General features: G+C 70.8%; 18 protein-coding genes. 9 read left to right on the top strand and 9 right to left on the bottom strand.

Annotation, left to right across the window (positions count from 1 at the left end; all coding sequences use genetic code 11):
* Nucleotides 1-115: 115 nt before the first annotated feature.
* The 3 genes from LBW94_RS29525 to LBW94_RS29515 form a co-directional block, all read right to left on the bottom strand.
* On the bottom strand, nucleotides 116-4075 hold the full coding sequence (locus LBW94_RS29525) for a murein biosynthesis integral membrane protein MurJ (protein WP_416276984.1): 3960 nt from the start codon (nucleotides 4073-4075) through the stop codon (nucleotides 116-118).
* A gap of 724 nt (nucleotides 4076-4799) precedes the next feature.
* Nucleotides 4800-7466 (bottom strand): hypothetical protein, encoded by a 2667-nt coding sequence (locus LBW94_RS29520; RefSeq protein WP_225058190.1) that lies wholly within the window; start codon nucleotides 7464-7466, stop codon nucleotides 4800-4802.
* The gene (locus LBW94_RS29515; RefSeq protein WP_225058191.1) at nucleotides 7463-8182 is read right to left on the bottom strand and encodes an NUDIX hydrolase; all 720 of its coding nucleotides are present in this window, start codon (nucleotides 8180-8182) and stop codon (nucleotides 7463-7465) included. Before LBW94_RS29515 ends, LBW94_RS29520 begins: the two co-directional genes overlap by 4 nt.
* Before the next feature lie 138 nt (nucleotides 8183-8320).
* Here LBW94_RS29515 and LBW94_RS29510 point away from each other — a divergent pair, with 138 nt between their 5' ends.
* The 5 genes from LBW94_RS29510 to LBW94_RS29490 all read left to right on the top strand — a co-directional run bounded on the left by LBW94_RS29510 (nucleotide 8321) and on the right by LBW94_RS29490 (nucleotide 13406).
* Complete coding sequence (locus LBW94_RS29510; RefSeq protein WP_416276971.1) at nucleotides 8321-9811, top strand: CCA tRNA nucleotidyltransferase; 1491 nt, start codon at nucleotides 8321-8323, stop codon at nucleotides 9809-9811.
* 101 nt (nucleotides 9812-9912) lie between these two features.
* Nucleotides 9913-10308, top strand: coding sequence for a TOBE domain-containing protein (locus LBW94_RS29505; RefSeq protein ID WP_225058192.1), 396 nt, complete (start codon nucleotides 9913-9915; stop codon nucleotides 10306-10308).
* Nucleotides 10305-11099, top strand: coding sequence for a molybdate ABC transporter substrate-binding protein (gene modA / locus LBW94_RS29500; RefSeq protein ID WP_225058193.1), 795 nt, complete (start codon nucleotides 10305-10307; stop codon nucleotides 11097-11099). The genes LBW94_RS29505 and modA overlap by 4 nt, the downstream gene beginning before the upstream one ends.
* Before the next feature lie 10 nt (nucleotides 11100-11109).
* Nucleotides 11110-12039: an ABC transporter permease gene (locus LBW94_RS29495; protein WP_225058194.1), complete on the top strand. Its 930-nt coding sequence runs from the start codon at nucleotides 11110-11112 to the stop codon at nucleotides 12037-12039.
* Nucleotides 12036-13406: a sulfate/molybdate ABC transporter ATP-binding protein gene (locus LBW94_RS29490; RefSeq protein WP_225058195.1), complete on the top strand. Its 1371-nt coding sequence runs from the start codon at nucleotides 12036-12038 to the stop codon at nucleotides 13404-13406. The genes LBW94_RS29495 and LBW94_RS29490 overlap by 4 nt, the downstream gene beginning before the upstream one ends.
* On the opposite strand, the gene LBW94_RS29485 is transcribed toward LBW94_RS29490, so the two are convergent.
* The gene (locus LBW94_RS29485) at nucleotides 13394-14911 is read right to left on the bottom strand and encodes a DUF4185 domain-containing protein (protein WP_225058196.1); all 1518 of its coding nucleotides are present in this window, start codon (nucleotides 14909-14911) and stop codon (nucleotides 13394-13396) included. The genes LBW94_RS29490 and LBW94_RS29485 overlap by 13 nt on opposite strands.
* Before the next feature lie 89 nt (nucleotides 14912-15000).
* Complete coding sequence (locus LBW94_RS29480) at nucleotides 15001-16665, bottom strand: MFS transporter (protein ID WP_225058197.1); 1665 nt, start codon at nucleotides 16663-16665, stop codon at nucleotides 15001-15003.
* Nucleotides 16666-17112: 447 nt separating this feature from the next.
* On the opposite strand from LBW94_RS29480, the gene LBW94_RS29475 reads away from it, so the two are divergent.
* Nucleotides 17113-17898, top strand: coding sequence for a pirin family protein (locus LBW94_RS29475; RefSeq protein ID WP_225058198.1), 786 nt, complete (start codon nucleotides 17113-17115; stop codon nucleotides 17896-17898).
* A gap of 72 nt (nucleotides 17899-17970) precedes the next feature.
* On the top strand, nucleotides 17971-18507 hold the full coding sequence (locus tag LBW94_RS29470; protein ID WP_225058199.1) for a DUF4190 domain-containing protein: 537 nt from the start codon (nucleotides 17971-17973) through the stop codon (nucleotides 18505-18507).
* Here the strand turns inward: LBW94_RS29470 and LBW94_RS29465 are convergent.
* Entirely contained in the window at nucleotides 18479-18982 is a 504-nt protein-coding gene (locus tag LBW94_RS29465) for a hypothetical protein (RefSeq protein ID WP_225058200.1), read from the bottom strand. The two genes, LBW94_RS29470 and LBW94_RS29465, sit on opposite strands and share 29 nt — an antisense overlap.
* Before the next feature lie 173 nt (nucleotides 18983-19155).
* On the opposite strand from LBW94_RS29465, the gene LBW94_RS29460 reads away from it, so the two are divergent.
* Together LBW94_RS29460 and LBW94_RS29455 are read left to right on the top strand one after the other, a co-directional pair.
* Nucleotides 19156-20007 (top strand): helix-turn-helix domain-containing protein, encoded by an 852-nt coding sequence (locus LBW94_RS29460; protein ID WP_225058201.1) that lies wholly within the window; start codon nucleotides 19156-19158, stop codon nucleotides 20005-20007.
* A gap of 11 nt (nucleotides 20008-20018) precedes the next feature.
* Nucleotides 20019-20399 (top strand): DUF397 domain-containing protein, encoded by a 381-nt coding sequence (locus LBW94_RS29455; protein ID WP_225058202.1) that lies wholly within the window; start codon nucleotides 20019-20021, stop codon nucleotides 20397-20399.
* Between the two features lie 86 nt (nucleotides 20400-20485).
* Here the strand turns inward: LBW94_RS29455 and LBW94_RS29450 are convergent, their stop codons facing one another.
* The 3 genes from LBW94_RS29450 to LBW94_RS29440 form a co-directional block, all read right to left on the bottom strand.
* Nucleotides 20486-22468, bottom strand: coding sequence for a M13 family metallopeptidase (locus tag LBW94_RS29450; RefSeq protein ID WP_225058203.1), 1983 nt, complete (start codon nucleotides 22466-22468; stop codon nucleotides 20486-20488).
* A 100-nt stretch (nucleotides 22469-22568) separates the two neighbouring features.
* Nucleotides 22569-23651 carry an ABC transporter ATP-binding protein gene (locus LBW94_RS29445; protein WP_225058204.1) on the bottom strand — a complete coding sequence of 361 codons (1083 nt, stop codon included), beginning with the start codon at nucleotides 23649-23651 and terminating at the stop codon, nucleotides 22569-22571.
* Between the two features lie 46 nt (nucleotides 23652-23697).
* On the bottom strand, nucleotides 23698-25041 hold the full coding sequence (locus LBW94_RS29440; protein WP_225058205.1) for an ABC transporter substrate-binding protein: 1344 nt from the start codon (nucleotides 25039-25041) through the stop codon (nucleotides 23698-23700).
* Nucleotides 25042-25047 lie beyond the last annotated feature (6 nt).

Here is a 25047-nt window from a genome sequence, read left to right as displayed (position 1 = left end):
AGAAACTCCCTGCTGAGAGCGCGCTGAGAATCATATCGGCTGTGACGAAGGGGCAGCAACCAGACCGACGCGGAGGCGACCGTTCGCACCCCGTCCAGAGGGTGCGAACCGCAGGTTACGGGGCTGCCTCGAACCGGATGTCGGCGATCGAGGACTGGTACTGGCCACCGGAGTTGGCCAGCGATGTGATCCACACCAGCACGTACCGGGCCGGCTGGTCGGCGCGCACCGCGATCGAGGTGGCGCCGTCGGCCAGGGTGGCCTGGCCGATCAGCTGGGTCTGGTCGAGTGTGGTCGCCGCGGTCGGCGAGGTGCGGATCTCCACCACGGTGCCCGCGCTCGGCGAGTCGATGGTCACCTTGGTCAACTTGCTCGGGCTGCCCAGCGTGGTCAGGATGCCCACACCCTTCTTCAGCGCCGGGAACTGCTGGAAGTACTGATCGGTCCGCCACATGGTGGCCGGATTGCCGTCCAGCACCGCGGTGACGCTGCCCGGATTGTCCGGGGTGCCCTCCGGGGAGAACACCGACGCGCCGGTCACCGGCACCGGCACGCCGCCGGTGGCCGACTGCGGCGCCCCGGGCGCGGACCCGGCGCCGGCGGTGGACGGATCCACCGGGGCGGTGTTGGCCGTGGTGAGGCCCAGCTGACGCTGCTCGTTGAGCGGGGCGTTGGAGGAGCTGGGCGCGAACACGCTCAGCAGCCACCAGATGATCACGCCGACCGCCAGTGCGGCCAGGATGCCGAGGCCGACCAAGATCCAGACCATGCGCTGCGACCGCTCCTTCTCGGCGGCCAGCAGTTCCGGATCGGCCAGGGAGTCGCTCGGTGCGGTCGCCCGCTGACCCAGCCGCAGCACCGGGATGAAATCGGTCTTCTGATCGACCACCGACGCCTGCTCCAGCACGTGCTGCACGGTCGCGGCCGTCCGCACGCCCTTGTTGGACTCCAGCGAGCGCACCGCCACCGCGGAGATCTCGAAGGGCACCTCGGGCCGGATCTGCCGCGGCTCCACCGGGGTGCCGTCCGGGCCGAAATCGGCCAGCGGCAGTCCGCCGACGTTCGCCGCGGCGCCGGAGACGCCGCCGATCCGGATCGGCCAGCGGGCCGTCATCAGGGCGTAGAGCATGGCGCCGAGACCACGCACGTCGGCCTGCGGCTCGGAGTCGGAGAGCGTGCCGGGGAAGGCCAGTACCGCGTCACCGGTGGCGCTGATCCGCACCCGGTCCGGATGGTCGATGGACAGCGAGCCGCCACCGCGGTGCGCCAGTTCGGCGGCGGCCGCGAGGGCGCGGATGGCTCGCGCCGCGCCGATCGGCGACGGCCGGGTCTCGGCCATCTCCCGCAGCGACCGGCCGGGGGTCCACTCGGCCACCACGATGCCGCCGGAACTACCGCGCACCACGTCCAGCACGCGGGCCAGGCCCGGGGAGTTGATTCGGCCCAGCCGCAGTGTGCGGGACAGGATGGCCTGCGGCCCGTCCTGCCCGGAGTTCTCGGTGGCCTTCTGCTCGGCGTCGACGAAGGTCAGCGCGACCTCGCGGTCCAGCTTCACGTCCAGGGCCTGCCAGAACCGCAGGCCGCGGGCGCCGCCGTGGTCGGCCAGCAACCGGTAGCGGCCACCGGCGACGGAGGCGCCCGGCATCAGCTTCGGCCCGCGCGGTAGTCGCCGCATCGGCGGTTCCACCCGCATCGGCGGCATCTCCGGGGAGACCGGCGACATCATGCCGGTGTCGTAGACCGGATCGCGGGACGGCGCCCCCGCCTGTGATTCGGCCGGTGGTTCGCCGTGCTGGTCCTCGCCGTGCCGGTCCCCCGGCACGGCGCCGGGCTGGACGTCGTCGGTGCGTACAGCGCCCGCCGCGGCAGCAGCATCGGCGGCCGGTACGGCACCCGCGTCGTCGCTCACGCTCGTTCCTCCTTCGCCCTGGTGTGTCGTGGGATACCCCGGCGTCGCGCGGACACCGGTCTCGTGGTCGTGGATTTCCGGGTCCGGCCGCTGGTGTGTGCCGGGTTCGGCATTTGCGTTTCTCTGCCGAACAGGGTACGGGAACTCACCCGCGCCGGTGCGGTCAACCGCACCGGCGCGGATGACGGGCAGGACCATGGTCTGGGTGTCCATGTACGGCTCGTACCGGTAGTAGTACGGAGCGGCATCGAAGCGCGGGAGCACCATGGTGTCCTGCATGTCGGCATCCGGCTGGCCGAGGTCCAGATCGGGGGCCGGCGGCGTGATACCGAGCCGCCGCGAGATCGCCACGGTGATCGACACGATCTCCGGGATGCCGACCAGGCGCATCAGACCGAAGGCGACGCCGAACATCACCACGGCGTCGATGACGACCCGGAACATGGAGCCGCTGACGCTGTGCAGCCGCGGCAGGCCGAGCAGCTGATCGACGATCAGCGTGACCGCGGCGCCCGCCACCGAGGCGAGCACCACCCGGGTTATCGTGCGGCCGACGTTGGCCATCTTGATATCGCCGAGGCTGCGGTGCAGCAGCCAGCCGCCGATGATCGCGCCGGCGATGTACCCGATGCCGTTGGCGACGCTCAACGCGATCACCACGTGGTCCTCGCCCACGACGTACGGCGCCACCGCCGACAGCACCATCCGCACCGAGGTGATGCCGAGGATGATCCAGGTCGGCGTCCAGGCCTGCTCCCGCGCGTAGAACACGCGCAGGTGGATCAGCACCAGCGCGTACGGGATCAGGGTGAAGGCGGACCAGCTGACCGTCTCGCCCAGCCGGGTCGCCTCGGCGTGACCGAAATGCCCGTAGCCGTACAGCGCCTTGCCGACCTGCGGTCCGGCGACGGTCAGGAACAGCACCACCGGCAGCAGCGAGATCATCGTCAGCCGGGTGGCGGCCGAGAGATCGTCGACGACCGCGGGCGTGTCGTCCGCGGCGGCGTCCCGGCTCAGCCGCGGCATGATCGCCGTCAGCACCGTGACGCCCAGCACGCCGTACGGCAGCTGCAACAGCAGCCAGGCGTTGTTGTAGATGGCCGGGCCCGCGACGTCGGCGTGCGAGGAGATCCGGGTGCCGAACACGAAGCCGGCCTGGCTGATGAAGACGTAGAGGATGACGGCCGTGGCCATCCCGCCGAACTGCTTCAACCGGGCGTCGACGCCCCACAGCGGGCGCAGATCTATGCCCGCCCGGCGGATCGGCGGTACCAGGCTGACGACCTGGACGAGCACGCCGCAGGTCACGCCCAGACCGAGGATCAGCAGTTTCGGTTCGCCCATCCGCACCGGATGCAGCGAGATCTCCCCCGGCGTGAGCGCGTAGAGGCTCAGCACCGCCAGCACCACCACGTTGTTCAGCACCGGCGCCCACGCGCCGGGCTTGAACAGCTCGTGCGTGTTCAGGATCGCCATCAGCAGCGACGACATGCCGTAACAGAGGATGGCGGGCAGCAGCAGATAGGCCAGTGCCGTGGTCAGCCCCGTGCTGACCTTGCCGGAATCCGACAGGAAGATGTACTTGATCAGGATCGGCGCGGCCGCCGTGCACAGTAGCGCGGCCGTGGCCAGCACCATGAACGCCATGGTCACCAACCGCCGCACGAAGGCGGCGCCGCCGTCGGTGTCCTCCTTCTCGGCCCGGACCAGGGTGGGTACCACGAACGCGGTCAGCACCGCGCCGAGCACCAGCTGCTCGACCATGGTCGGGATCTGGCTCGCGACGGTGAAGGCGCTGGCGATGGCCGGGCCCAGCACCGTCAGCAACAGCAACTGCTTGCCGAAGCCGGTGATCCGGCTGATCAGCGTCGCGATCGCGATCGAACCGGAGTTGCTGAGCAGCCGGGAGCCGGCGTCGCCGGCCGGCCGGGCCGGTGCGACGGCCACCTGCGCGGCGGTGCGGGGATAACCGCCCGCGCGGTCGGGGGCCGCGGTGTCGCGCCGCGAGATCCGTTCGGTCGGATCGGTCGAGCCGGGCGGGTGATAGCGGTACCCGGCTTCCGCGACCTCCGCGTCGGCCCCGCGGTGCGGGGGACGCACACCGGGCGCCGCCGGCCGGGCGGGCGCGTTCGGCGGTATCGGCTCACCGGGCGCGGGGCGGCGCATCGGGCGGCTCGGCGGGCCGGAGTCGAAGGCGCCGGGGGGCGCGGATCGCCGCGGCACCCCGTTCGGCGGTGCGGGCCACGGCATCCCGTTCGGTGGAACCGGGCGCATCGAGCCACTCGACGGACCCTGTCGTGCCGGATCACCCGCAGCGCCGGGCCGTCCCGGCTGCCGGTCACGGCGCGGCGGCTCGTTCGGCGGTCCCTGCCGGGCCGGATCGCCCGGCGGCACCTGCCGCAGCGGCGCACTGGGCGGCGGCGGTTGCCGGCGCGGGCCGTTGGGCGGGACCGGGCGCATCGAGCCGCTGGGCGGCCCCTGCCGCACCGGTCCGCCGGCCGGCGGCAGCTGTCCCGGCGGAACCGGGTGGGCCGCCGGATTGTTCGGCGGCGGCATCCGGCGCAGCACATCGGGTGGGATACGCGGGATCGGGCCGGTCAGCGGGACCTGCGGTCGCAGGGCGCCGGGTGGGGCCGGCGATTCGGCATTCGGTGGCGAGCCCTCGGACTCGTCGGGCAGCTGCCCGCGCTCCCACGGCGCCGCGGGGGTACGCCGTGGCAACGGGCCGTCGCTGTCGCGGCGGGGTCCGTCGAAGTCGTTCACCGTGCCTCCCGCATCGGTCGGACGGCATCGTGGCACAGGTGCGGTGCACCCCGTCGGCCGGTTCGCGACACGACCGGCCCGGCAGGCACGGCGACTGTGGCGGCCGATCTCGATACATCGCCGTCGCTCATCGTGCCTCCTGTCGCTGCGTCGCCCGCGTCCGCGCGCGCCCGTACCGGTTGACCCGGCGTCGTTTGCCCGGATCCAACCCTTCGTCGGCCGGATCGGGCTGCCCCCGGAACCGGCGCCATAGACGGCGACCGGCCAGTAGCAACAGTAGTGCTCCGGCGCATGCGGTAATTATCGCCAACGCCTGGCCGTACGCGTTGGATCGCACCGAGACCGATGTGGCGTTTCCGAGTGGAACCGCCTCGGGCGTGGTCAGCGAGATCGGAATGACCAGGTTGCGCTTGTCGCTGACCTGGGTCGGAATCTGGAACGACCGCGAGCCCTCGGCCGGGAGCTGCTGCTCACCGATATCGGTGATGGTCGCCTCGGCCGGGGCATCGATCTTGAACCGGATGCGCACCGCGACCGGCAGATCGTTGCGGGCCACCAGCAGCAGCGGGCTCTGTTCCGAGGCGAGCGTGTACACCCCGCCCGGCGGCAGCACGGTCACCGATCGGTACAGCCCGTCCATGGTGTGCGTGGTCTGATCCAGCCGCCGGTGCGCGGCGGTATCGGCCTGTTCCCCGGTGCTGTTGCGGTCGGACAGGCTCAGCACCCGGATCAGGTCGTCGCGCAGCGGGGTCAGGAAGGTCCGGGGCGTCGGCTCCTGCTGGGGCACCTCCACCAGCGCACCCATCAGGGCGGTGATCCGCTGTCCCTGGTCCCGGACCGGGTCGAGGTACGAGTCCGGCACGGCGTCGTCGGCGGTCTCCGGCAGGTAGTTCACCTCGAACGGCCGCGGGTCCGCCGGCTGGGCGAGCAGTTCCGGCAGCGATCGCGGGGCCGCCAGGCCGGTGCGGAACAGCACGTCCAGCTGGCTCAGCAGCGCCGTGGCCTCGTCCCGGTTGGCGCTCCACTGCTGCGGCGGCATCAACAGGGCCGAGCGTCGCGGTGACTGCGGGTTCAGCGCCGCCCAGGACACCGCGCCGAGCGCGTCCTGCAACCTGGCCGCCCGGGAGTCGTTGTTGACGTCGTAGCGCACCCGATCCGGGGTGAACGACGGTGTCGGCGGATTGGAACCGACCGCGGCCAGTGCGGTGGCCGACCAGATGTCGAAGGTGGCGACCTTCAGCCCGGCCGGCGACGAGCCGGCCGGCGTGGCGGTGTTCGTGATTCCGGTGGCCGCCGGCGTGGTGGTACCGGCCGGGGTGGGCGTGGCGCTCGCCGCCGGCGTGGCGGTGGCCGAGGGTGCCGCCGCCGGTGCGGTGGCGCCCGGGGTGGCCGCCGCCGGGGTCACGGGTGGCGGGGGCGGCAACTGGACCAGCTCCGGGGTGTCGGTGTCCGGACCGGGCGCGTGGGCCGGGCCGTCGGATCCGCCCGCCGCGGTGTGGCCGTCCGGGCCGGTGACCGCGTTGTCGGCGAGGATCGCGCTGGTGTAGCCGTGCCGGGACAGCAGGGTGGCGGCGCCGTCGTCGATGCTGCCCGCGGTGGGCAGCGCGACCCCGCGCACGGATTTGATGGACAGGATCGAATCCACGATCTCGGCCGGAGCGTCGATCGCGCGTCCGGTCAGGCCCGGATCGTGGACCGCGGCGACCGCCGTCGGGTCGGCCTGGGCGAACGGCAGCGCCGTCGTGCACAGCGCACCGGCCAGCGAGTGCAGCCGGTCCAGCCAGGTCTTGGCGGCGTGCGCGCCGGAACCGTCGCGGGTCGGGCCGTCCGGATCCGAGGGACTGGCCAGCACCCGGTAGCCGCCGGTCATGGCCGACACCGTGACCAGCAGGTCCGGATCGACCGCCAGGCACAGGGCGGAGGCCAGGCCCGGTCCGGTCCGGGACGGGTCCAGGCCGGTGTCGGGATGCAGTGCCGACTCCACGGCCGCCAGCAGTTGGTCCAGCCGGCCGCCGGTGGCCAGTTCACCGGCCAGTTCGTCGTCGGTGAGCAGCGCCTTGCCGTCCACCGACCCGGGGATGCCGGCCACCAGGCGGGGCCGATCCGCCAGCGGCCACAGCATGGTGGTCGCCACCGGGGCCTCGGCCGGCGCGGGAACCGGGGGCAGTCCGGAGCCCTTGGCGTCGCCGGCGGGGATCGCCGGCAGCCCCAGCACCGGCACCAGGAAGCGGGCGTCGTCCAGGCGGGCCTGGCCACCGTAGGCGGGCTGGCCGTTGACGTTCAGCAACAGCGGGTACACCCCGGGATCGGTGATGCCCAGTGCGGCCGTGATCGCGGCATTGCTGTCGGTGCTGGGGACCACGTCCCGCACCCCGATCCGCAGCGTGAACTGTTTGCGCTGACCCGGGGTCAGCTCGTCGGCGACGTCCTGGAAGGGCGTGACCAGGTCGTAGTCGCTCTGCTCCAGGCGCAGCGTCGAGCGCAGGCCGCCGGGATTGCCGATGGCGGCGCCGCGCTGCACCCGCACGCTGATGTCGTCGACGTTGCGATCGCCGATGTTGGTGACCGTGCCGGTGATCACCAGCACCGCCGAACTCGTGGTGGTGACGGTGTTCGGCGTCACGGAGTCGATGGTGAGCTTCAGGAATTTCGGTCCCGTCGAGCCGGTACCGCCCGAGGACGGCTGAGCGCCGGTCACCGCGGCACCCGGAATACCCAGCACCCCCAGGACGACCAGCACAATGCCGAGAAACATCGGCGCCCAGCGACGCCGATGGTGACCCGCACGCGTCATCGTCTGCCGTTCTCCATCCGATCGATCAGGCGGTTCGCGACCTCCGCCAATCGCCGTTCGTCGGCATACGCGAGCTTGGAATCCAGTTGGCTCAGCGGCACCCATTCCACCTGGGTCACCTCGACATCGGCGTCCGACAACTCGCCGCCGACGGACCGCATCAGATAGTGGTGCACGGTCTTGTGCACCCGGCGGCCGTCGGTGACGAACCAGTAATCGATACTGCCGAGTTCGGCAACGACCATACCGTTGATACCGGTCTCCTCGGCCACCTCGCGCACCGCCGTCTGCTCGGCGGTCTCACCGTCCTCGATATGTCCCTTGGGCAGCGACCACAGTAACCGCCCGCGGCGGTCGGTGCGCCCGATGAGAGCGGCACAGCGCTGCTCCCGCGGACCGTCGAGGCCGTCGACCACGAGGCCGCCCGCCGACGTCTCCCGCACGGTGCGCATGCGCGGCTGTTTCCCACCCTTGGGGCCACCGGATTTCGCCCCGCCGCCTTTGGTGCCGCCGCCCTTCGCGGTGCCGGCCTTGGCGGTAGTGGTCTTCGCGGTGCTGTTCTTGGGGCTGCCGGATTTCGGGCTGCCGGTCTTGCCGGCGCCGGGCGTCGTGGCCGCCGGCGCCGCCGCGGATGTCGCGGGTTTGGCGGCGCCACCGCCCGAACCGCGGCGCCGCGGCCGGCGGCGTCGGCTGTTCGCGCGATCGGCCGTAGACACTGCGTCAGTCTAGCGGGGTTTGATTTGCTGCTCCGTCGTCCTGGCGCCGGTGCGGCGGCGGTCGGCGGTGATCGGCGGGCCCGTCTTCGGGGGTCGGATTTCGGGGGCCGAGGGCTCGGCCGACTAAGCTGCCGTTTCGTGGTTTCGCCGAAGTCCGAGGCGGCAGCTGTGCCCGCCCCCGCCCCCGTCGTGTCCGATGAGCGCCGTACCCGGCTGCTCGCGGCGGCGGCGGTCACGCTCGGCCGGCAGTCGGATGTGCTCACTCCGCTCGGCGAGCTCTTCGCCGCGCACGGGCATCAGCTGTATCTGGTCGGTGGCAGTGTGCGGGATGCGGTCCTCGGCCGGCTGGGCACCGATCTGGACTTCACCACCGACGCCCGGCCCGAACAGGTGCTGGCGATCCTGCGCGGCTGGGCCGATCACCTCTGGGACACCGGCGGGCTGGCCTTCGGCACGGTCAGCGGTTCGAAATCGGGGTGGCAGCTGGAGATCACCACCTTCCGCAGCGACAGCTACGACCGGGTGTCCCGCAATCCGGAGGTCACCTTCGGCGACACCCTCGACGGCGATCTCGTCCGGCGCGATTTCACCGTCAACGCGATGGCCGTCAAGGTGGGTGCGGACGGTTCGCTGGAATTCGTGGACCCGCTCGGCGGACTGGACGCGCTGCTCGCCGGGGTACTGGACACCCCCGCCGCGCCCGAGGATTCGTTCGACGACGACCCGCTGCGGATGCTGCGTGGCGCCCGCTTCGTCTCCCAGCTCGGATTCACCCTCGCCCCCCGGGTGCGGACGGCGATCACCGCCATGGCCGGGGAGATCGATCGGATCACCGCGGAGCGGATACACACCGAACTGGACAAGCTGATCGGCGGCGCGCATCCGACCGACGGCATCGACATCATGTGCGAGACCGGCCTGGCGGAGCGGGTGCTGCCGGAGATCCCGGCGATGACCCTGGAGATCGACGAACATCACCAGCACAAGGACGTGTATCAGCATTCGCTGACCGTGCTGCGGCAGGCCATCGACCAGGAGGACGGCGATCCGGATCTGGTGCTGCGCTGGGCCGCGCTGCTGCACGACATCGGCAAGCCGCCGACCAAGCGCAACGAGCCCGGCGGCGGGGTGAGCTTCCATCACCACGAGGTGGTCGGGGCCAAACTGGTGCGCAAGCGGATGCGAGCGCTGAAGTATCCCAAGCAGTTCACCGAGGATGTGGCCCGGCTGGTGTACCTGCACCTGCGATTCCACGGCTACGGCACCGGTCAGTGGACGGATTCGGCGGTGCGCCGGTATGTTACCGACGGCGCCGAACTGCTGCCGCGGCTGCACAAGCTGGTGCGCGCCGACTGCACCACCCGCAACAAGCGCCGCGCCGCCCAGTTGCAGGCCACCTACGATGATCTCGAGCAGCGCATCACCGAGTTGCTGGCGGCCGAGGACCTCGCGCGGGTGCGCCCGGACCTGGATGGCAACGACATCATGGAGTTGCTGGGCCTGGAGCCCGGGCCGCAGGTGGGCCGGGCCTGGCGCTATCTGAAGGAGTTGCGCCTGGATCGCGGGCCGCTCTCGCGCGACGAGGCCGAGGCGGCCTTGCGGGAATGGTGGAGCGCGGGCGCTCCGTAAGGTCCGTGCCGGACGGTCGGTGCCGGTGTGCGGACTTGTTCATCCGAAGATACGGCCGCATCGTCTTGTCTGATCCGATAATGCGGACATATGCTCCGGCGGTGCCCAATCTGCGTATCCGCGATGCCGCCGAACTGCTCGGGGTCAGCGATGACACCGTGCGTCGATGGATCGACACCGGTGCGCTCACCGCGCAGAAGGACGATGCGGGCCGCCTGGTGATCGAGGGTCGCGATCTGGCCGAACTGGCCAGTGCCAACGCGCGGCCGCCGCAGGCCAGGTTGGGTAGTGCCAGTTCGGCACGCAATCGGTTTCCCGGATTGGTCACCCGCGTGGTGGTCGACGGGGTGATGGCACAGGTGGAGATGCAATGCGGACCGTTCACGGTGGTGTCGCTGATGAGCAGCGAGTCGGTGCGGGCGCTCGGTTTGGAACCGGGCAGCGTCGCGGTGGCGAGCGTGAAGGCCACGACGGTGGTCGTCGAGACGCCGCAATGAGCGCCGCGCGGTGGCGCGGGGTGGCCGGGCTGACGGCGGCGGTGGCCGTCGCAGGCCTGGTGGCCGGCTGCGGATCGAGCGGTTCGAGTGGTTCCGGCAGCACCGCGGGCACCGCACCCGCGACGCTGACCGTGTTCGCGGCGGCGTCGCTGAACCACGTGTTCACCGATCTGGGCGCGACGTTCGAGAAGGAGCATCCGAACACGAAGGTGACCTTCTCCTTCGCCGGCTCCTCGGATCTCGCCGCGCAGCTGAATCAGGGCGCGCCCGCGGACGTGTTCGCGTCCGCCGACCAGGCCAACATGGACAAGGTGACGAAGACCGGCCGGATCACCGCCGCGCCGCAGACCTTCGCGACCAACACCCTCACCATCGTGACCCCGCCCGGCAATCCGAAGCACATCGCCGCGCTGGCCGATCTGGCCCAGCCCGGCCTGCGGCTGGTGGTCTGCGCGGCGCAGGTGCCGTGCGGCTCGGCGGCCAAGAAGGTGACCACCGCCGCGCACGTGGCGATCAGCCCGGTGAGCGAGGAATCGGCGGTCACCGACGTGCTGGCGAAGGTGACCTCCGGCGAGGCCGACGCCGGACTGGTGTACGTCACCGACGCCGCCGGAGCCGGTACCAAGGTCACCACCGTCGCCTTCCCGGAGTCGTCGGGCGCGGTGAACACCTATCCGATCGCCCCCGTGGCCGATTCCGAGCACGCCGATCTGGCGCAGCAGTTCGACGCGCTGATCACCGGTCCCGAGGGCCGGGCCGCGCTGGCGAAGGCCGGATTCGTCACGCCGTGACCGTCGCCGAATGCGTCACGCCGTGACGGCGCGTACCGACTCCGCCGGGACCACCGGCGGACCGGCCGCCGTCCCGGGGCGTCGGACCCGGCTTCCGCTGGTACAGCGCGGCATTCACGCGGTACTGCGCTCCCCCGGCCCGTCGGTGCCGCGCTGGCTGCTGTTACCGGCGCTGCTGGGCTTCGCCTTCGTGGTGGGGCCGCTGGTCGCGCTGACGCAGGCGGTGCACTGGTCGAGTTTCACGGCGCTGATCACGACCCCGGCCTCCCGCGCGGCGCTCGCGCTGAGCCTGCGCACCTCGCTGGCCAGTACGGCGCTGTGTGTGCTGCTCGGCGTGCCGATGGCGATGGTGCTGGCCCGGGTGCGCTGGCGGGTGCTGCCGGTACTGCGCGCGATGGTGTTGCTGCCCTTGGTGTTACCACCGGTGGTCGGCGGTATGGCGCTGCTGTACCTGTTCGGCCGCTACGGCCTGCTGGGCCGGCATCTGGAGGCGATGGGCATCCGGATCGCGTTCAGCACCACCGCCGTGGTGCTGGCCGAGGCGTTCGTGGCGCTGCCGTTCCTGGTGATCACGCTGGAGGGCGCGATGCGCACCACCGGCGAACGGTACGAACGGATCGCGGCCACGCTCGGCGCGGCCCCCACCACGGTGTGGTGGCGGATCACGGTGCCGCTGTTGCGGCCCGCACTGATCTCCGGCACGGTGCTGTCGTTCGCGCGGTCGCTCGGGGAGTTCGGGGCGACGCTCACCTTCGCGGGCAGTTTGCAGGGCCGCACCCGCACCCTCCCCCTGGAGATCTACCTGCAACGCGAGACGGATCCCGATGCCGCCGTGGCGCTCTCGCTGCTGCTGGTGGTCGTGGCCGTGGTGATCGTGCTGGTCGCCTATCGCGGCGCCCGGTCGAACGCGGCGCAGCGGCGAGAGTGGGCGGGGCTGTGAGTGATTCGGCCGCCGACCGGAATTCGACCGGCGGACTGGAGGTTTCGGCCGAGGTGGCCGGCCGGGGTCTGTCGATCGACCTGACGGTGAACCCCGGCGAGGTGCTGGCCGTGCTGGGCCCCAACGGCGCCGGGAAGTCGACGCTGCTCGACGTCGTGGCGGGCCTGTTGCCACCCGACGCGGGCCGGGTGCGGCTGCACGGCCGGGACCTGACCGATGTCGCGAAAGGTGTTGCGGTGCCGCCACATCGGCGCCGGATCTCACTGCTGGCGCAGGACCCGCTGCTGTTCCCGCACCTGTCGGTGGCGGCCAACGTGGCCTTCGGGCCGCGCAGCCGCGGGGTCTCGCGCCGCGTCGCCGCGGCCGTCGCCCGGCAGTGGCTGCGCGCGGTCGACGCGAGCGACCTGGCCGGTCGCCGCCCGGCCCAGCTGTCCGGCGGCCAGGCCCAGCGGGTCGCGCTGGCCCGCGCGCTGGCGGTCGGCCCGGAGCTGATCCTGCTGGACGAGCCGATGGCCGCGCTGGACGTCACTGTCGCGGTCGCCATGCGGGCCCTGCTGCGCCGGGTGCTGCGCCCGGCCGACGGCGACCATGCGATCGAGGGTGACACTCCGGTCCGGGAGAGCAACGCTGCCTTCCGGGGCGGTGACATGGCGAATCCGCCCTACGGCGACGGTCGGACCCGGCGGGCACCCACCGCGATCCTCGTCACCCACGACATCGTCGACGCGCTGACACTGGCCGATCGAGTTGTGGTCCTCGACGCCGGCCGCCTGGTGGAACACGGACCGGTCGGTACCGTATTGGCCAGGCCACGAAGCGAATTCGCGGCCCGCATCGCCGGAGTCAACCTGCTGATCGGCACCGCGCTCCCCGTCCCCGGAGCACCCCGTTCGGTGACATCCGCCGGGCCCACGGTCGTTACCGGGCCGGAGAGGGTCGAACCGGCTGTTCCCTTCACCCTGGACAGGGCTGCCCTGGACGGGGCTGCCGCAGATCGGGCCGCCTCGGCGCCGGTGCCGGGCGTGGCCGGGATCGGAGCGGTGCGGTGTGGCGACGACGTGGTGTCGGGCCGGTGCGAGGGTGTGTGGGTGGCCGGCGCCAGGGCGGCGGCCGTGTTCTCCCCGGCGGCCGTCGCGGTCTATCGGGAGGTGCCGGGCGGGAGTCCGCGCAATGCCTTCCGGGTGCGGATCGCGGAGTTGAGCGATCGGGGCGGGACGGTCCGGGTGCACACCGCGGATCGGGCCGACGGGAGTGCGGGGCTGGTCGCCGACCTCACTCCCGGTGCGGTGGCCGAACTGGGGCTCGCACCCGGGGCGACGGTGTACTTCGTGGTGAAGGCCACCGAGGTGCGGGTCTATCCCTGCTGATCGTCCAGCGTGGCGTGCATCAGGTAGACGTTGTAGCTGTTCCAGGCCGACACGGTGAAGTACAGGTCCCGGCCGCTCGACCACGGATGGATGAAGCCGCCGTAGGCGGTGGGGTAGTCGTCGGTGTCGACCAGCGCCGCGCCGTCGGTCCAACTGCCCTGCGGCTGGGCGGCGGTGCGCAGCACGATGGCGTGCCGCACCGGATCCAGATAGGCCAGTTGCCACTGTCCGGTGGATTCGTCGAAGCGGGCGGAGAGCTCACCGGCCAGCCCGGCGAACAGCGGCGTCGCCGAATTCTCGGCGGCCGGGGCCCAGGTGCCGTCGACCCAGTACTGGTAGGCGGACTTGTTCAGCAGTTCGGTCTTCAGGACCCGGGCCAGCCCCACCACGCCGATGCGGCCGTTGGGGGTGCCGAACAGGTACACGTAGTCGCCCTGCGGCGCCATCGCCGCGACCTGGAACCGGTCGGTGCCGAAGACGTTGTCCCATTCGGCGTTCCGATCCTTGACCCAGGTGCGCCCGTCGTCGTCGGAGTAGGCCAGGCCGCCGCGGTTGGTGATCCACATGCCCGGAATCCGGCTCCAGTGGTTGATCGACATGTAGGTCAGGAACTGCCGCTGCCCGAGGGCGAAGCCGGAGGTCGGGATGGTGGTGGTCTCGAAGTTCTTGATCTTGCGGCTGTCCAGCAGTTCGGCCGCGTGGCAGCGCCGGTCCTGCACCATCGAGTCGATGACCAGGCCCTTGGACAGGTCGCGCCCGGTGCTGTAGCCGAGCACGTTGCTGCGCCAGTCCGCATCCTCGGCCCCGGCGCCGCCGGGCTGCCAGCCCTTGCCGAAGGTGTCGCCGAACACGACGGCCACCTCACCGGGTTTGGTCTCCCACATCAGCCCGAGGTCGGTGCCGTCCACCTGATAGCGCAGATCGGTGCGGTTGACCGAGCCGTGCCCGGTCACCTGGTTGACCAGGTCCACGGACCGCACCTGCCGGGCCGCGGGCGCCGGGGCGACCGGACCGGGTTCGGCGGGGTGTACCACCGGCGCCGGCGGTGGTTCGGGCGGCAGCGGGTCGCCACCGGGTACCGGAATCGGAATGGGTTCGATCTCCGGCTTGATCCGCACCTGCGGCAGCGCGAACGGCGCCGCCCCCCGCGCGTCGGCCGGATCCGGCCCGAGACTGTCGCGGATATCGGGACACGGTGCGCCACAGGGATTCTGGGGTGCCGGATCGGCGGCCACCCGGGTGTTGTCGGGCGGCGGTCCGGGTACCGGGACCATGGTGACCTTCGGCACCGGTACGGGGATGTCGATGCTCGGCGGCAGCAGCGGCGCGGGCGCGGCCTGCGGATCGGGCTTGCGGCTCAGCGGATCGAAACCGACCTCGCCGCAGGCGTTCACCGGGCGCGGCGCCCAGGCGGCGGGTTCGGCCACGGCGGGCAGCGTCAGAACTCCGGACGCCAGCACCCCGAACAGGGCGGGCACGGCCGTTCGACGGGGGGACAGCCCCATGTGTCTCGGTCCTCCTCGGATGCCGGTCGCACAGCGACGAGAGTGCACTGTGACTCGGACATCCGGCTGGGACCGGACACAGCGGCCCCTCAATCTAATCGACCGGTCCGCCGGATCGCAGCGCGACGCGGGGAGCGAATCGCGCTGCGGCGGCTGTTGAGTGCCACCGCGACCACCCCCAGCGCGTAGATCGCGGCGCCGCCCAGCGCCACCGGCACCGACCGCCCGTCCGGCGGGATGACCAGCGCCGCCACCGCCACCGCCAGCACGAACGAGATGTTGAAGACCGTGTCCTGCAAGGCGAACACCTGCCCGCGGCGGGAATCGTCGATGTCGATCTGCAGGGTGGCGTCCCCGGTCAGCTTGATCGTCTGCCCGGCCAGCCCCAGCAGGAACGCCCCGGCCAGCAGCAGTTGATAGGCGTGCCGTTCGGCCGGACCGCTGGTCAGCGTGACGGGTGTGACCAGCAGCGCCTGCACCAGCACGGCCGCCGACAGTCCGGCGGCGACCGTGCGCGGGCGGCCCAGGCGCGGGATCAGCAGCGGCGCCGCCACCGCGGCGACCAGCATGCCGGAGGCGGCCGCGCCGATCGCCACGCCGAACCCGCCCAGGCCGCTGTGCAGCGACAGTCCGGCGCTGCGGTCGCGCCGCAGCACCAGCACCATGAGCAGGGTGTCGGCGCCGAAGACGATCCGATGGGTGGCGACGCCGATCATCGCCGTGGTGCATTCGGCCGACTCCCACACCGCCCGGGCCCCGGTGCGCAGCCCGGTGAGCACCGCCCGCACCGAACTCTGCTGCGCCGATCGATCCGGCGGCCGCTCGGACTCGTCCACGGACCGGGCCGGCGGCGCGGGTGGCCCGGCTGCACCGGGACCGGGGGCGGCCCCGTCCGGCTGCGGGCCGCCGGATCGATCGGCCCGCGCGGCGGCATCCGGTGAGCTCCGGTCGCCGGATCGTCGCGGATGCCCGGTGAAATTCGGTGTGCTCCGGTCGCCGGGCGGCCGGGCGTTCGCGCCGAGCGGTCCGATGAATTCGCCGGGATCGGCCGTGTCTCGATCACCGGGCTCCGCGGAAGCGAGTGCGGTGCGATCGCGCGGTGCGGCGGCCCCGGGACGATCCGGGCCCAGGGTGTGCGGCCCGAAACTCGCCGCGGCCAGGGCGCCGAGCACCGAGCCGGCGGCGCTGCCCGCGGTGGCCAGCGCGGTCGCGGTGTTACCGCTGCCCAGAGCGCCGATCAGGGCGACCGCCAGGGCCGCGCCGGCCGCGGCGCAGCCGGAGGCCACCGTCGCGAGCACCGAGTTCATCGGGACCAGCACGTGCGGGGCCAGCAGGCGCGGCAGCGCCGCCGACACCCCGGCCAGCACGAAGCGGCTGATGCCGATCACCGCCAGCGCCAGCAGTTCCAGCGGCGCGTTGCGGATGCCGCCGAGCAGGCCCGCCGCGGTGACGGCGATCAGGACGGCCCGCAGCAGATTGGCGACCAGCAGCACCGTCCGGCGGTCCCAGCGGTCCAGCAGGGCGCCCGCGTACGGGCCGATGATCGAGTACGGCAGCAGCAGCACCGTGAATCCCCCGGCGATGGCCAGCGGGTCGGTCTCGCGCTCGGGGTTGAACAGGATGGCCCCGCCCAGCGCGGCCTGGAACATGCCGTCGCCGAACTGCCCGGCGAAACGCACCAGCGCCAGCCGCAGCACGCCGGGCCGGCGTGCCCCCGCGAGCCAGGCCGCGCGGCGCTGTCGGGAATCGGTCATGGCGCCCCGGCGTCCCACACGATTCCGCCCGCCACCGTGACACGCCGTACGACCGGGGGCTCTCGCCTGCGGAGCGAGTGCGCGCCGGCCGCCGGAGCCCGGCCGCCCGGGTGCGGGTCCCGCCGCCGGTGGACACCTCGGGCCCCCGCGAGCGCCTCGGGTCGCATCAGCGGTTCACCTCCGGTTTGTGTTGCGCCGCTTCATGATACGGTCTCATCCGTCCGTACGGCATGCCGGGGCGGACGAACGGAGACAACCCTAGCGGGCGCCGATCGTTTGCCGGGGAGCGCACAGCGGGTCCGGAACCGGCCGTGGTCGCCGCGGCTGTCACGGGGTCCGGGGCCGGTGTGCCACCAGGCTAGAATTTACTGGTAATTCTTCGGTGAGGTGCGGGAGGCGCACCTACGCTGGAGGGTGATCGGTGCTCGGCCCGAGAGGAGGACCACGGTGTCCACACTCACGACACCACACATCGACGTGCATCGCGGCGGCGACCGCATGAAAACCCGTGTGGCGTGGTTGGATTCGAAGCATTCGTTCTCGTTCGGGGAGCACTACGACCCGGAAAACACCCATCACGGGCTGTTGCTGGTGAATAACGAGGATATCGTGATGCCGGGGCAGGGCTTCGACACCCACCCGCATCGTGACATGGAGATCGTCACCTGGGTGCTGGAAGGCTCCCTGGTACACCAGGACTCGCTCGGGCACGCGGGCATCGTCTATCCGGGCCTGGCGCAGCGGATGAGCGCCGGCACCGGCATCCTGCACTCGGAGAAGAACGACTCCTGGCGGCTGCCGCCCGCCGAGGGCGGTACCGCCGAGCACGCCGAATCGGTGCATTTCGTGCAGATGTGGGTGGTGCCGGACGATTCCGGTCTCACGCCCGGCTACCAGCAACTGGAGATCGACACCGAGCTGGCCGGCGGCGGGCTGGTGACGGTGGCCTCGGGCCTGCCGCGCTACCGCGATCGCACCGCCATCGCGATCAATTCCAGCCATTCGGCGCTGCACGTGGCCCGGATGGCGGCGGAGGGTGCGGCCGTGGCCCTGCCCGAGGCGCCCTACCTGCATCTGTTCGTCGCGCGCGGCCAGGTCCGGATGGAGGGGGTCGGCACGCTGTACGCCGGGGACGCGGTCCGGCTGACCCGCACCGGCGGCCAGCGGATCGTGGCCGAACTGCCATCGGAAATCCTGGTGTGGGAGATGCACGCGCGCCTGGGTGGTCGCTAACCTTCGGGGGTCGATACCAGTCGATGTCATCGGGGCGTTCCCGGTGGCCGACCGGAGAACGAGAGGACAGCGGTGACGGAGTACCCGCCCCCCGGCAACTATCCCCCGCCCGGCCAGTATCCGCCTCCCGGCCAGTACCCACCGCCGTCCGGGCAGTATCCCGGCGGTTATCCGCCGCCGCCGGGGCAGTATCCGCCACCGGGACAACAGTATTGGCAGGAGTCGCGCAGCCGCGGGCTGGCGATCACGGCGCTGGTGCTGGGCATCCTGGCGCTGCTGAGCTTCCTGACCGTCATCGGCGGCGTGCTGCTCGGCATCCTCGCGGTGATCTTCGGTGTCATCGCAACGATCAAGGCGCGCAAGGGAACCGCGGCCGGCGGCGGGATGGCGATCACCGGGTTGATTCTCGGCCTGCTGGGTCTGATCGGTGGCATCGTGATCGGGATCATCTACGGCAACATCTTCGTCCAGAGCGGCGGCAAGGACTACTACGACTGCGTGAAGAACGCCAACGGCGATCAGGTCAAGGTGGACAAGTGCTCCGAGGACTTCCAGCACACCCTGGAGAACCGGTACAGCATCACGCTGACCCCGGCGCCGACCCGCTGAGTCCGCGCGCGGCCCGATACCGCCGCATGGCCGCCAGGACGGCGAGCACATCGGGCCGGAAGGTGCCTTCGGGCGGATCGATCCAGAGCCGGTAGCCGGTGCGCTCGTCGGCGGGCGAGGGCAGCACCACGCGCGCGCCGGGGACGGCGAGATTCGCACCGAGATGGAACATTTCGGCGAGCAGCGCCGGATCCTGGGTGGACCCGCCCGCCGGGCCGGTCAGGAAGGTCCAGCGGGCCGAGCGCGGATGCCCGATGACGGGACCGCAGCGGCTCCCGTCCCGGAGCAGTTCCCGCACCCCGCAGCCGAGCGTGGCGGGCATGCTGATCGCGCCGACCACGCCGACGTCGAGCATGATGCGGCCCAGCGCCGGCTCGACCACGCCGTACAGGCCGTTCTCGAGGCGGTAGCCGCGGCAGCGGATCAGCGCCTCCTGCGTGGCGGCGTAGGCGGCCGGTGGGTCGAGCGTGCTCATGTGGCGAACCTCATCTCTGCCTCGACGCGATTTCGATATCACCGTGAACTGTGAACCGTGCATCGTGAGATCACCGTGAACGGCGTGGCCACCCGATGCACAGACCGTATCGCCGACTCGGAGAATTGACAATAGTCACACGCCAGATAACCCTGGGCGTACCATGAGGTTTCATGGCACCGCTGTCCCCCACGGTCGCTCGGTGGGAATTGGTTCTGCGCCTGCGTGAGCTTCGAGAACAACGCGGCTTCGATTCGGCGACATTCGCCCGTCAGGTCGGTTTCACCCCGGCCAACTGGTCCCACGTCGAGAAGGGCCGGCGAGTGCTGACGGCCAACTCGATCGGGCCCGTGCTGGAGGTCCTGGACGTCCCCGACGAGGAGCGCGACGAACTGCTCGCCCTGCTGGCGACCAGCAAGGAACGCGGCTGGTGGGCCAAGTCCTCGGCGCTCATCGGCCCGGAACTCCAGCGCTATTACGGCATGGAATACGGCGCGGAGAGCATCCGCAGCTACGACAGTCTGGTGATCCCGGGCCTGTTGCAGACCGAGGACTACGCGCGGGCGCTGATCCGGGCCGATGTGATGATCCGCCCGGTCCAGGTGGAGCAGCTGGTGGAGGTGCGGATGCGAAGACAGCGGCGACTACGCGGCGCCGACCGGGTCGACATGACCGTCGTGGTCGGCGAGGCGACGCTGCTGCAACAGATCGGCGGCCCGAAAGTGCTACGCGGACAGCTGGAATACCTCGCGCGGGTGATCGACGAACTCGACACCGTCGAGGTGCGGGTGATCCCGTTCCAGGCCGCCACCGGTGCGATCCTGGGCGGCTCCAGCTTTCATCTCCTGGACTTCAGTTCTGTGAGTCTGCCCACCTTCGGCTGGGTGGAGAGCGCCGTTTTCGGCGGCGCGGTCGAGAACTCGGATCACATACGCGATCTGAGCTTTGCGTATGTGCGAGCCCTGGAACGATCCCTCAGTCGGATCGATTCGCTGGCGCTGATTCGGCGATATGCCCGCGTGTAGAATCCTGCGCCATGCTCACCATCGTCAGGTACCGGCCGGAAATCACCGGTTGGTTCACGTCGACTCGCACCAACAACGGAAACCAATGTGTAGAAGTCAGATTCGACGGTGACGTGGTGCACGTCCGAGACAGCAAGTTCCGCCGCGACCCGGCCAACCGCGACGCCGCGGAGCCCGTGGTCACCGTCTCGGCCCGCGAGTGGACGGCCTTCCTGGACACCGTGATCAGCGGTGTCGCAACGAATTCGGAGCTACACGTGGTGACGGCCGCGGACGGCGGCGCCACCCTCGTGCACGGCGAGATGCGACTGACCTACACCCCCGGCGAATGGTCGGCCTTCGTGGCCGGCGCCCGCGACGGCGAATTCGATCGAATTCCCCTCACCGCCTGAGGATTTGCCCTCCGGATGCGGGCGGTGCACCCAGGTGTCGCCCGCGCCGGCCGCCACCGTGGCGACCGGCACGAACGCCGCCGGTTCTACCAGATCCGCACGCGCTCAGCAGGATCCAGGTACAGCGCATCGCCGGGTTGCACCGCGAATGCCTCGTGGAAGCCGTCCAGGTTGCGCACCACGCCGTTGCAGCGGAACTCCGGCGGCGAGTGCGGGTCGACGGCGAGGCGCCGGATCGCCTCCTCGTTGCGGGATTTGGTGCGCCACACCTGGGCCCAGCCGAAGAAGACCCGTTGCAGGCCCGTGAGGCCGTCCAGGACCGGCGGGCGCTCGTCACCCAGTGCGATCCGATAGGCCGCCAGCGCGATCGACAGCCCGCCCAGATCCCCGATGTTCTCGCCGATGGTGAATTCGCCGTTGACCGTGTAGGTGTCGGGCAGTTCCTTGGGTGAGAACGCGCTGTACTGGTCGATCAGCGCCTTGGTGCGCAGGCCGAACTCGGCGCGATCGGCGTCGGTCCACCAGTCGATCATGTTGCCGTCGCCGTCGTATTTGCTGCCCTGGTCGTCGAATCCGTGGCCGATCTCGTGGCCGATCACCGCGCCGATGCCACCGTAGTTGGCCGCGTCGTCGGCGTTCAGGTCGAAGAACGGCGGTTGCAGGATCGCGGCCGGGAAGACGATCTCGTTCATGCCCGGGTTGTAGTAGGCGTTGACCGTCTGCGGGGTCATGAACCACTCGTCGCGGTCGACCGGGCCGCCCAGCTTGTTCAGGTCCCGATCGTGTTCGGCGGCATAGCCGTTGCGGTAGTTGCCCACCGGATCGGCCGGATCGATCCGGACGGCGGCGTAGTCGCGCCAGCGGTCCGGGTAGCCGATCTTGGGGGTGAACTTCTCCAGCTTGGCCAGCGCGGCCTCGCGGGTGTCCGGGCCCATCCAGTCCAGATCGGTGATGTTGCGGCGGTAGGCCTCGATCAGGTTGGCCACCAGCTGCTGCATCCGCGCCTTGGCCTCCGGCGGGAAGTGGCGGGCCACGTACAGCTTGCCGACCGCCTCGCCGAGCAGATCCTGCACCAGCGAGACGCCACGCTTCCAGCGCTCCCGGTTCTCCGGGGCGCCGGTGAGGGTGCGGCCGTAGAAGTCGAAGTTCTCCGCCACCAGCGCGGCCGTCAGATACGGTGCGCGCGAGCGCAGCACCCGCCACAGCGCCCACGCCCGCCAGTCGTCGAGCTCCTCGGAACTCCACAACCCGGCGAAGGTACGGAGGTAATCCGGTTGCCGCACCACCAGTTCGGCGAACAGCTCCGGACCCGGCCGATCGACCCCACCGGCCAGCTCGGAAGTCCAGGCATTCCAGTCGAATTCGGGATTCTCGGCGGCGAGTTCGGCGAAAGTGGTGAGGTTGTAGCTCAATTCGGCGTCGCGGCGGCGCACCACGTCCCAGTGCCCCGCGGCCAGCTTGCGTTCCAGCTCGAAGACCCGCTGCGGATCGGCGTCGATCCCGGCCAGCGCGAACATCCGGCCGATGTGCGCGATGTACCCGGTGCGGATCTGCGCGAAATCCTCGCCGCGGTAGTAGGACTCGTCCGGCAGCCCGAGCCCGGACTGGGTGGCGTGCAGCAGGTAGCGCTGCGAGTTCTTGTCGTCGGTGTCGACGTAGACCGCCACCGCGCCGCCGACGCCGGTGCGTTGCAGCCGGCCCAGCAGCGCCGCGAACGCGCGCCGATCGGCCACCGCGCGGATCGCGTCCAGCTCCTCGGCGATCGGCAGCAACCCGGCCGCCTCCACCGCGGCCTCGTCCATGAAGCTGGTGTAGAGGTCGCCGATCTTGCGTTCCTCGCTGCCGGCCGGCGCCGCGGCGGCCGCGGCCTCCTGGATGATCGCCTGGACGTCCAACTCGGCCTGGTCGTGCAGGGTCCGGAAGGCGCCGTCCACGGCTCGATCCGCCGGTATCTCGTACGTCTCCAGCCACTTGCCGTTGACGTGCGCGAACAGGTCGTCCTGTACCCGCACGGCGCCGTCGCGGTAGTCCAGATCGATGCCGGAGAGAATGCTCGCGTCTGAAGTCACGCCGTCCAGTATGCCGATCTCGTCCCGGCCGCGCCGGGACGGCGGACCGTCACACCCGTCTCGGCACAGCCGCACCCGTCTCGGCACAGCCGCACAGCTTTCAGCGCAGTCGCGTATCGCTGTCCGGATCGAAGAAGAAGATCTCGTCCGGCTTCGGGCTCAGCAGCAGTTTCTCGCCGAGGGCGATCCGGAAGCGCCGGTCGACCCGGGCGACCACCCGTCCCGAGCGGCTGGACCAGTGCTCGTGTACGCCGTGCGCGTACACGAAGGATTCGGCGCCGAGCTCCTCCAGCAGCTCCGCCGCCACCGCCAGCGCGTGGGTGGGATCGGTGGCGATCTCCCATGCCTCGGGGCGGATGCCGACCAGTACCCGGTCCCGGCCCGCGGCCGAGCGCGGCACCGGCAGCCGCAGCTCGCCGATCACCGCGACGCCCTCGGTGACCGGCGCCGTCAGCAGGTTCATCGCGGGTGAGCCGATGAATCCGGCGACGAAGGCGTTCACCGGATCGTCGTACAGCATCCGCGGCGCGGCGATCTGCTGCAACCGGCCGTCGCGCAGCACCGCGACCCGATCCCCCATCGTCATGGCCTCGACCTGGTCGTGGGTGACGTAGACGGTGGTGGTGCCCAGCCGCTGTTGCAGCGCCGCGATCTGGGCCCGGGTGCTCACCCGCAGCTTGGCGTCCAGATTGGACAGCGGTTCGTCCATGCAGAACACCTGCGGCCGGCGGACGATGGCCCGGCCCATCGCCACCCGCTGCCGCTGGCCACCGGACAGTTTCGCGGGTTTGCGGTCGAGCAGGTCCTCGAGTTCCAGCATCCGGGCGGCGGTGAGCACCCGTTCCCGGGTCTGCGCCCGGCTCACCCCGGCGTTGCGCAGCGCGAAGCCCATGTTCTCGGCGACGGTCATGTTCGGGTACAGCGCGTAGCTCTGGAACACCATGGCCACGTCCCGGGCCCGCGGCGGCAGGCCCGTGACGTCGCGGCCGCCGATCAGGATCCGCCCCCGTTCCACCGACTCCAGACCGGCCAGCATGCGCAGGCTGGTCGATTTGCCACAGCCGGACGGGCCGACGAGGACCAGGAACTCCCCGTCGGCGATCTCGATGTCCAGGCCGTCGACCGCGGGCGTGTCCGCACCGGGATACAGGTGCGTGGCGCTGTCGAATTGCACCGTGGCCATGCGGATTCGGTCTCCTCGCGATCGGGTGGAAGGTGGGCGCGCCGGACTACTTCGGCAGCTTCGGGCCGATCTGGCGGTCGTAGATGGCCTGCAACTGACTGGAGACGTCGGCGAACACCGAGGTCACATCCTTGTTTTGCAGGCCGATCTGCTCCAGGCCGGTGCCGATGATCTGGTCGCCGCCGGGCAGGAACACCCGGGCGTAGTCCTGCGACTTGGTCAGCGCCAGTTGGTCGAAGGCGGTCTTGGCGTTCGGGTCCTTGGCCAGGAAGTCCTGCTCGCCGGCATCCTGCATCGCCGACTTGCGGACCGGGATGTAGCCGGTGCCCTGGGTGAAGTACGAGGTGTTGGCGGCGTTGGTGAGGAAGTCGATGAACTTCAGCGCGTTGGCCTTCCGATCGTCGGAGATCCGCGCCGGGATCGCCAGCCCCGCGCCGCCGGTGGTGCAGCCGGGCCCTGCCGGATGCGGCAGGAACGCGGTGCCGAATTGCAGCTTGCCCGCGGCGTTCTTGGCGATACCGCGCAGGTCGCCGGTGGAGGCGATGGTGGAGGCGATGACGCCGGTGCCGAAGTCGACGGCGATCTGCGGCCGGATGCTGGCGTACTTCTTGCCGTTGATCGAGTCGCGCAGATAGTTGCCCGCCGCGATGGTGTGCGGATCGTTGAACTTCAGCGTCCACTGATCGGAGTAGGAGCCGCCGAAGGTCCAGTTCGGGCCCTGGAAGGTCCAGGCCAGGTAGTTCTTCGCGTCACCCCAGCCGTGCGCCCACTTGCCGTCGCCGACGAGGCTCTGCAACTTCGGGCCCCACTCGTCGAATTCGGTCCAGCTGGCCGGTCCGCGGTCGGGCAGCCCGGCCTTGGCCCACAGATCCTTGTTGTAGTAGAACAGCGGCGTCGACCGGGAGTACGGCAGCGCCCAGGTCTTGCCGTCGAACGTGTAGTCGTTGACGAAGGTGTCCACGAAGTCGGCGACGTTCACCCCGGCCGAGGAGAAGTGCGAGTCCAGCGGCTCGATGGCCTTGGTCAGCGCGTAGTTGAACCACCACACGTCCGACAGCACCACCACATCGGGCAGTTCACCACCGGAGAGCGCCGCGTTGAATTTCTGCGCCACCTCCTCGTAGTTCTTGCCCGCGTCGACCAGGTTCACCTTCAGGTCCGGATACTCGGCCTGGAACCGGTTGATGATCTCGGTCTCCAGATCCTTGGAGGTGCCCGGGTGGTTGGACCAGAAGGTGATGGTGTTCGAACTACCCGACTGCTTGCCGCCGCCACCACTGCCCGCGCAGGCGGTCAGCGCCAGCCCGGCCGCGGCGGTGCCGGCCAGGCCGAGGAAGCCGCGCCGCGACACGGCGGCACGGCGGACGGGCCCGAAAGACGAGGGGGACACGGGAAT

It is taken from the genome of Nocardia sp. alder85J (genome assembly GCF_020176955.2).
Lineage (GTDB): Bacteria > Actinomycetota > Actinomycetes > Mycobacteriales > Mycobacteriaceae > Nocardia.
The sequence above is the reverse complement of the archived record's forward strand: the minus strand, read 5'-3'. Positions and strand labels throughout refer to the sequence as shown.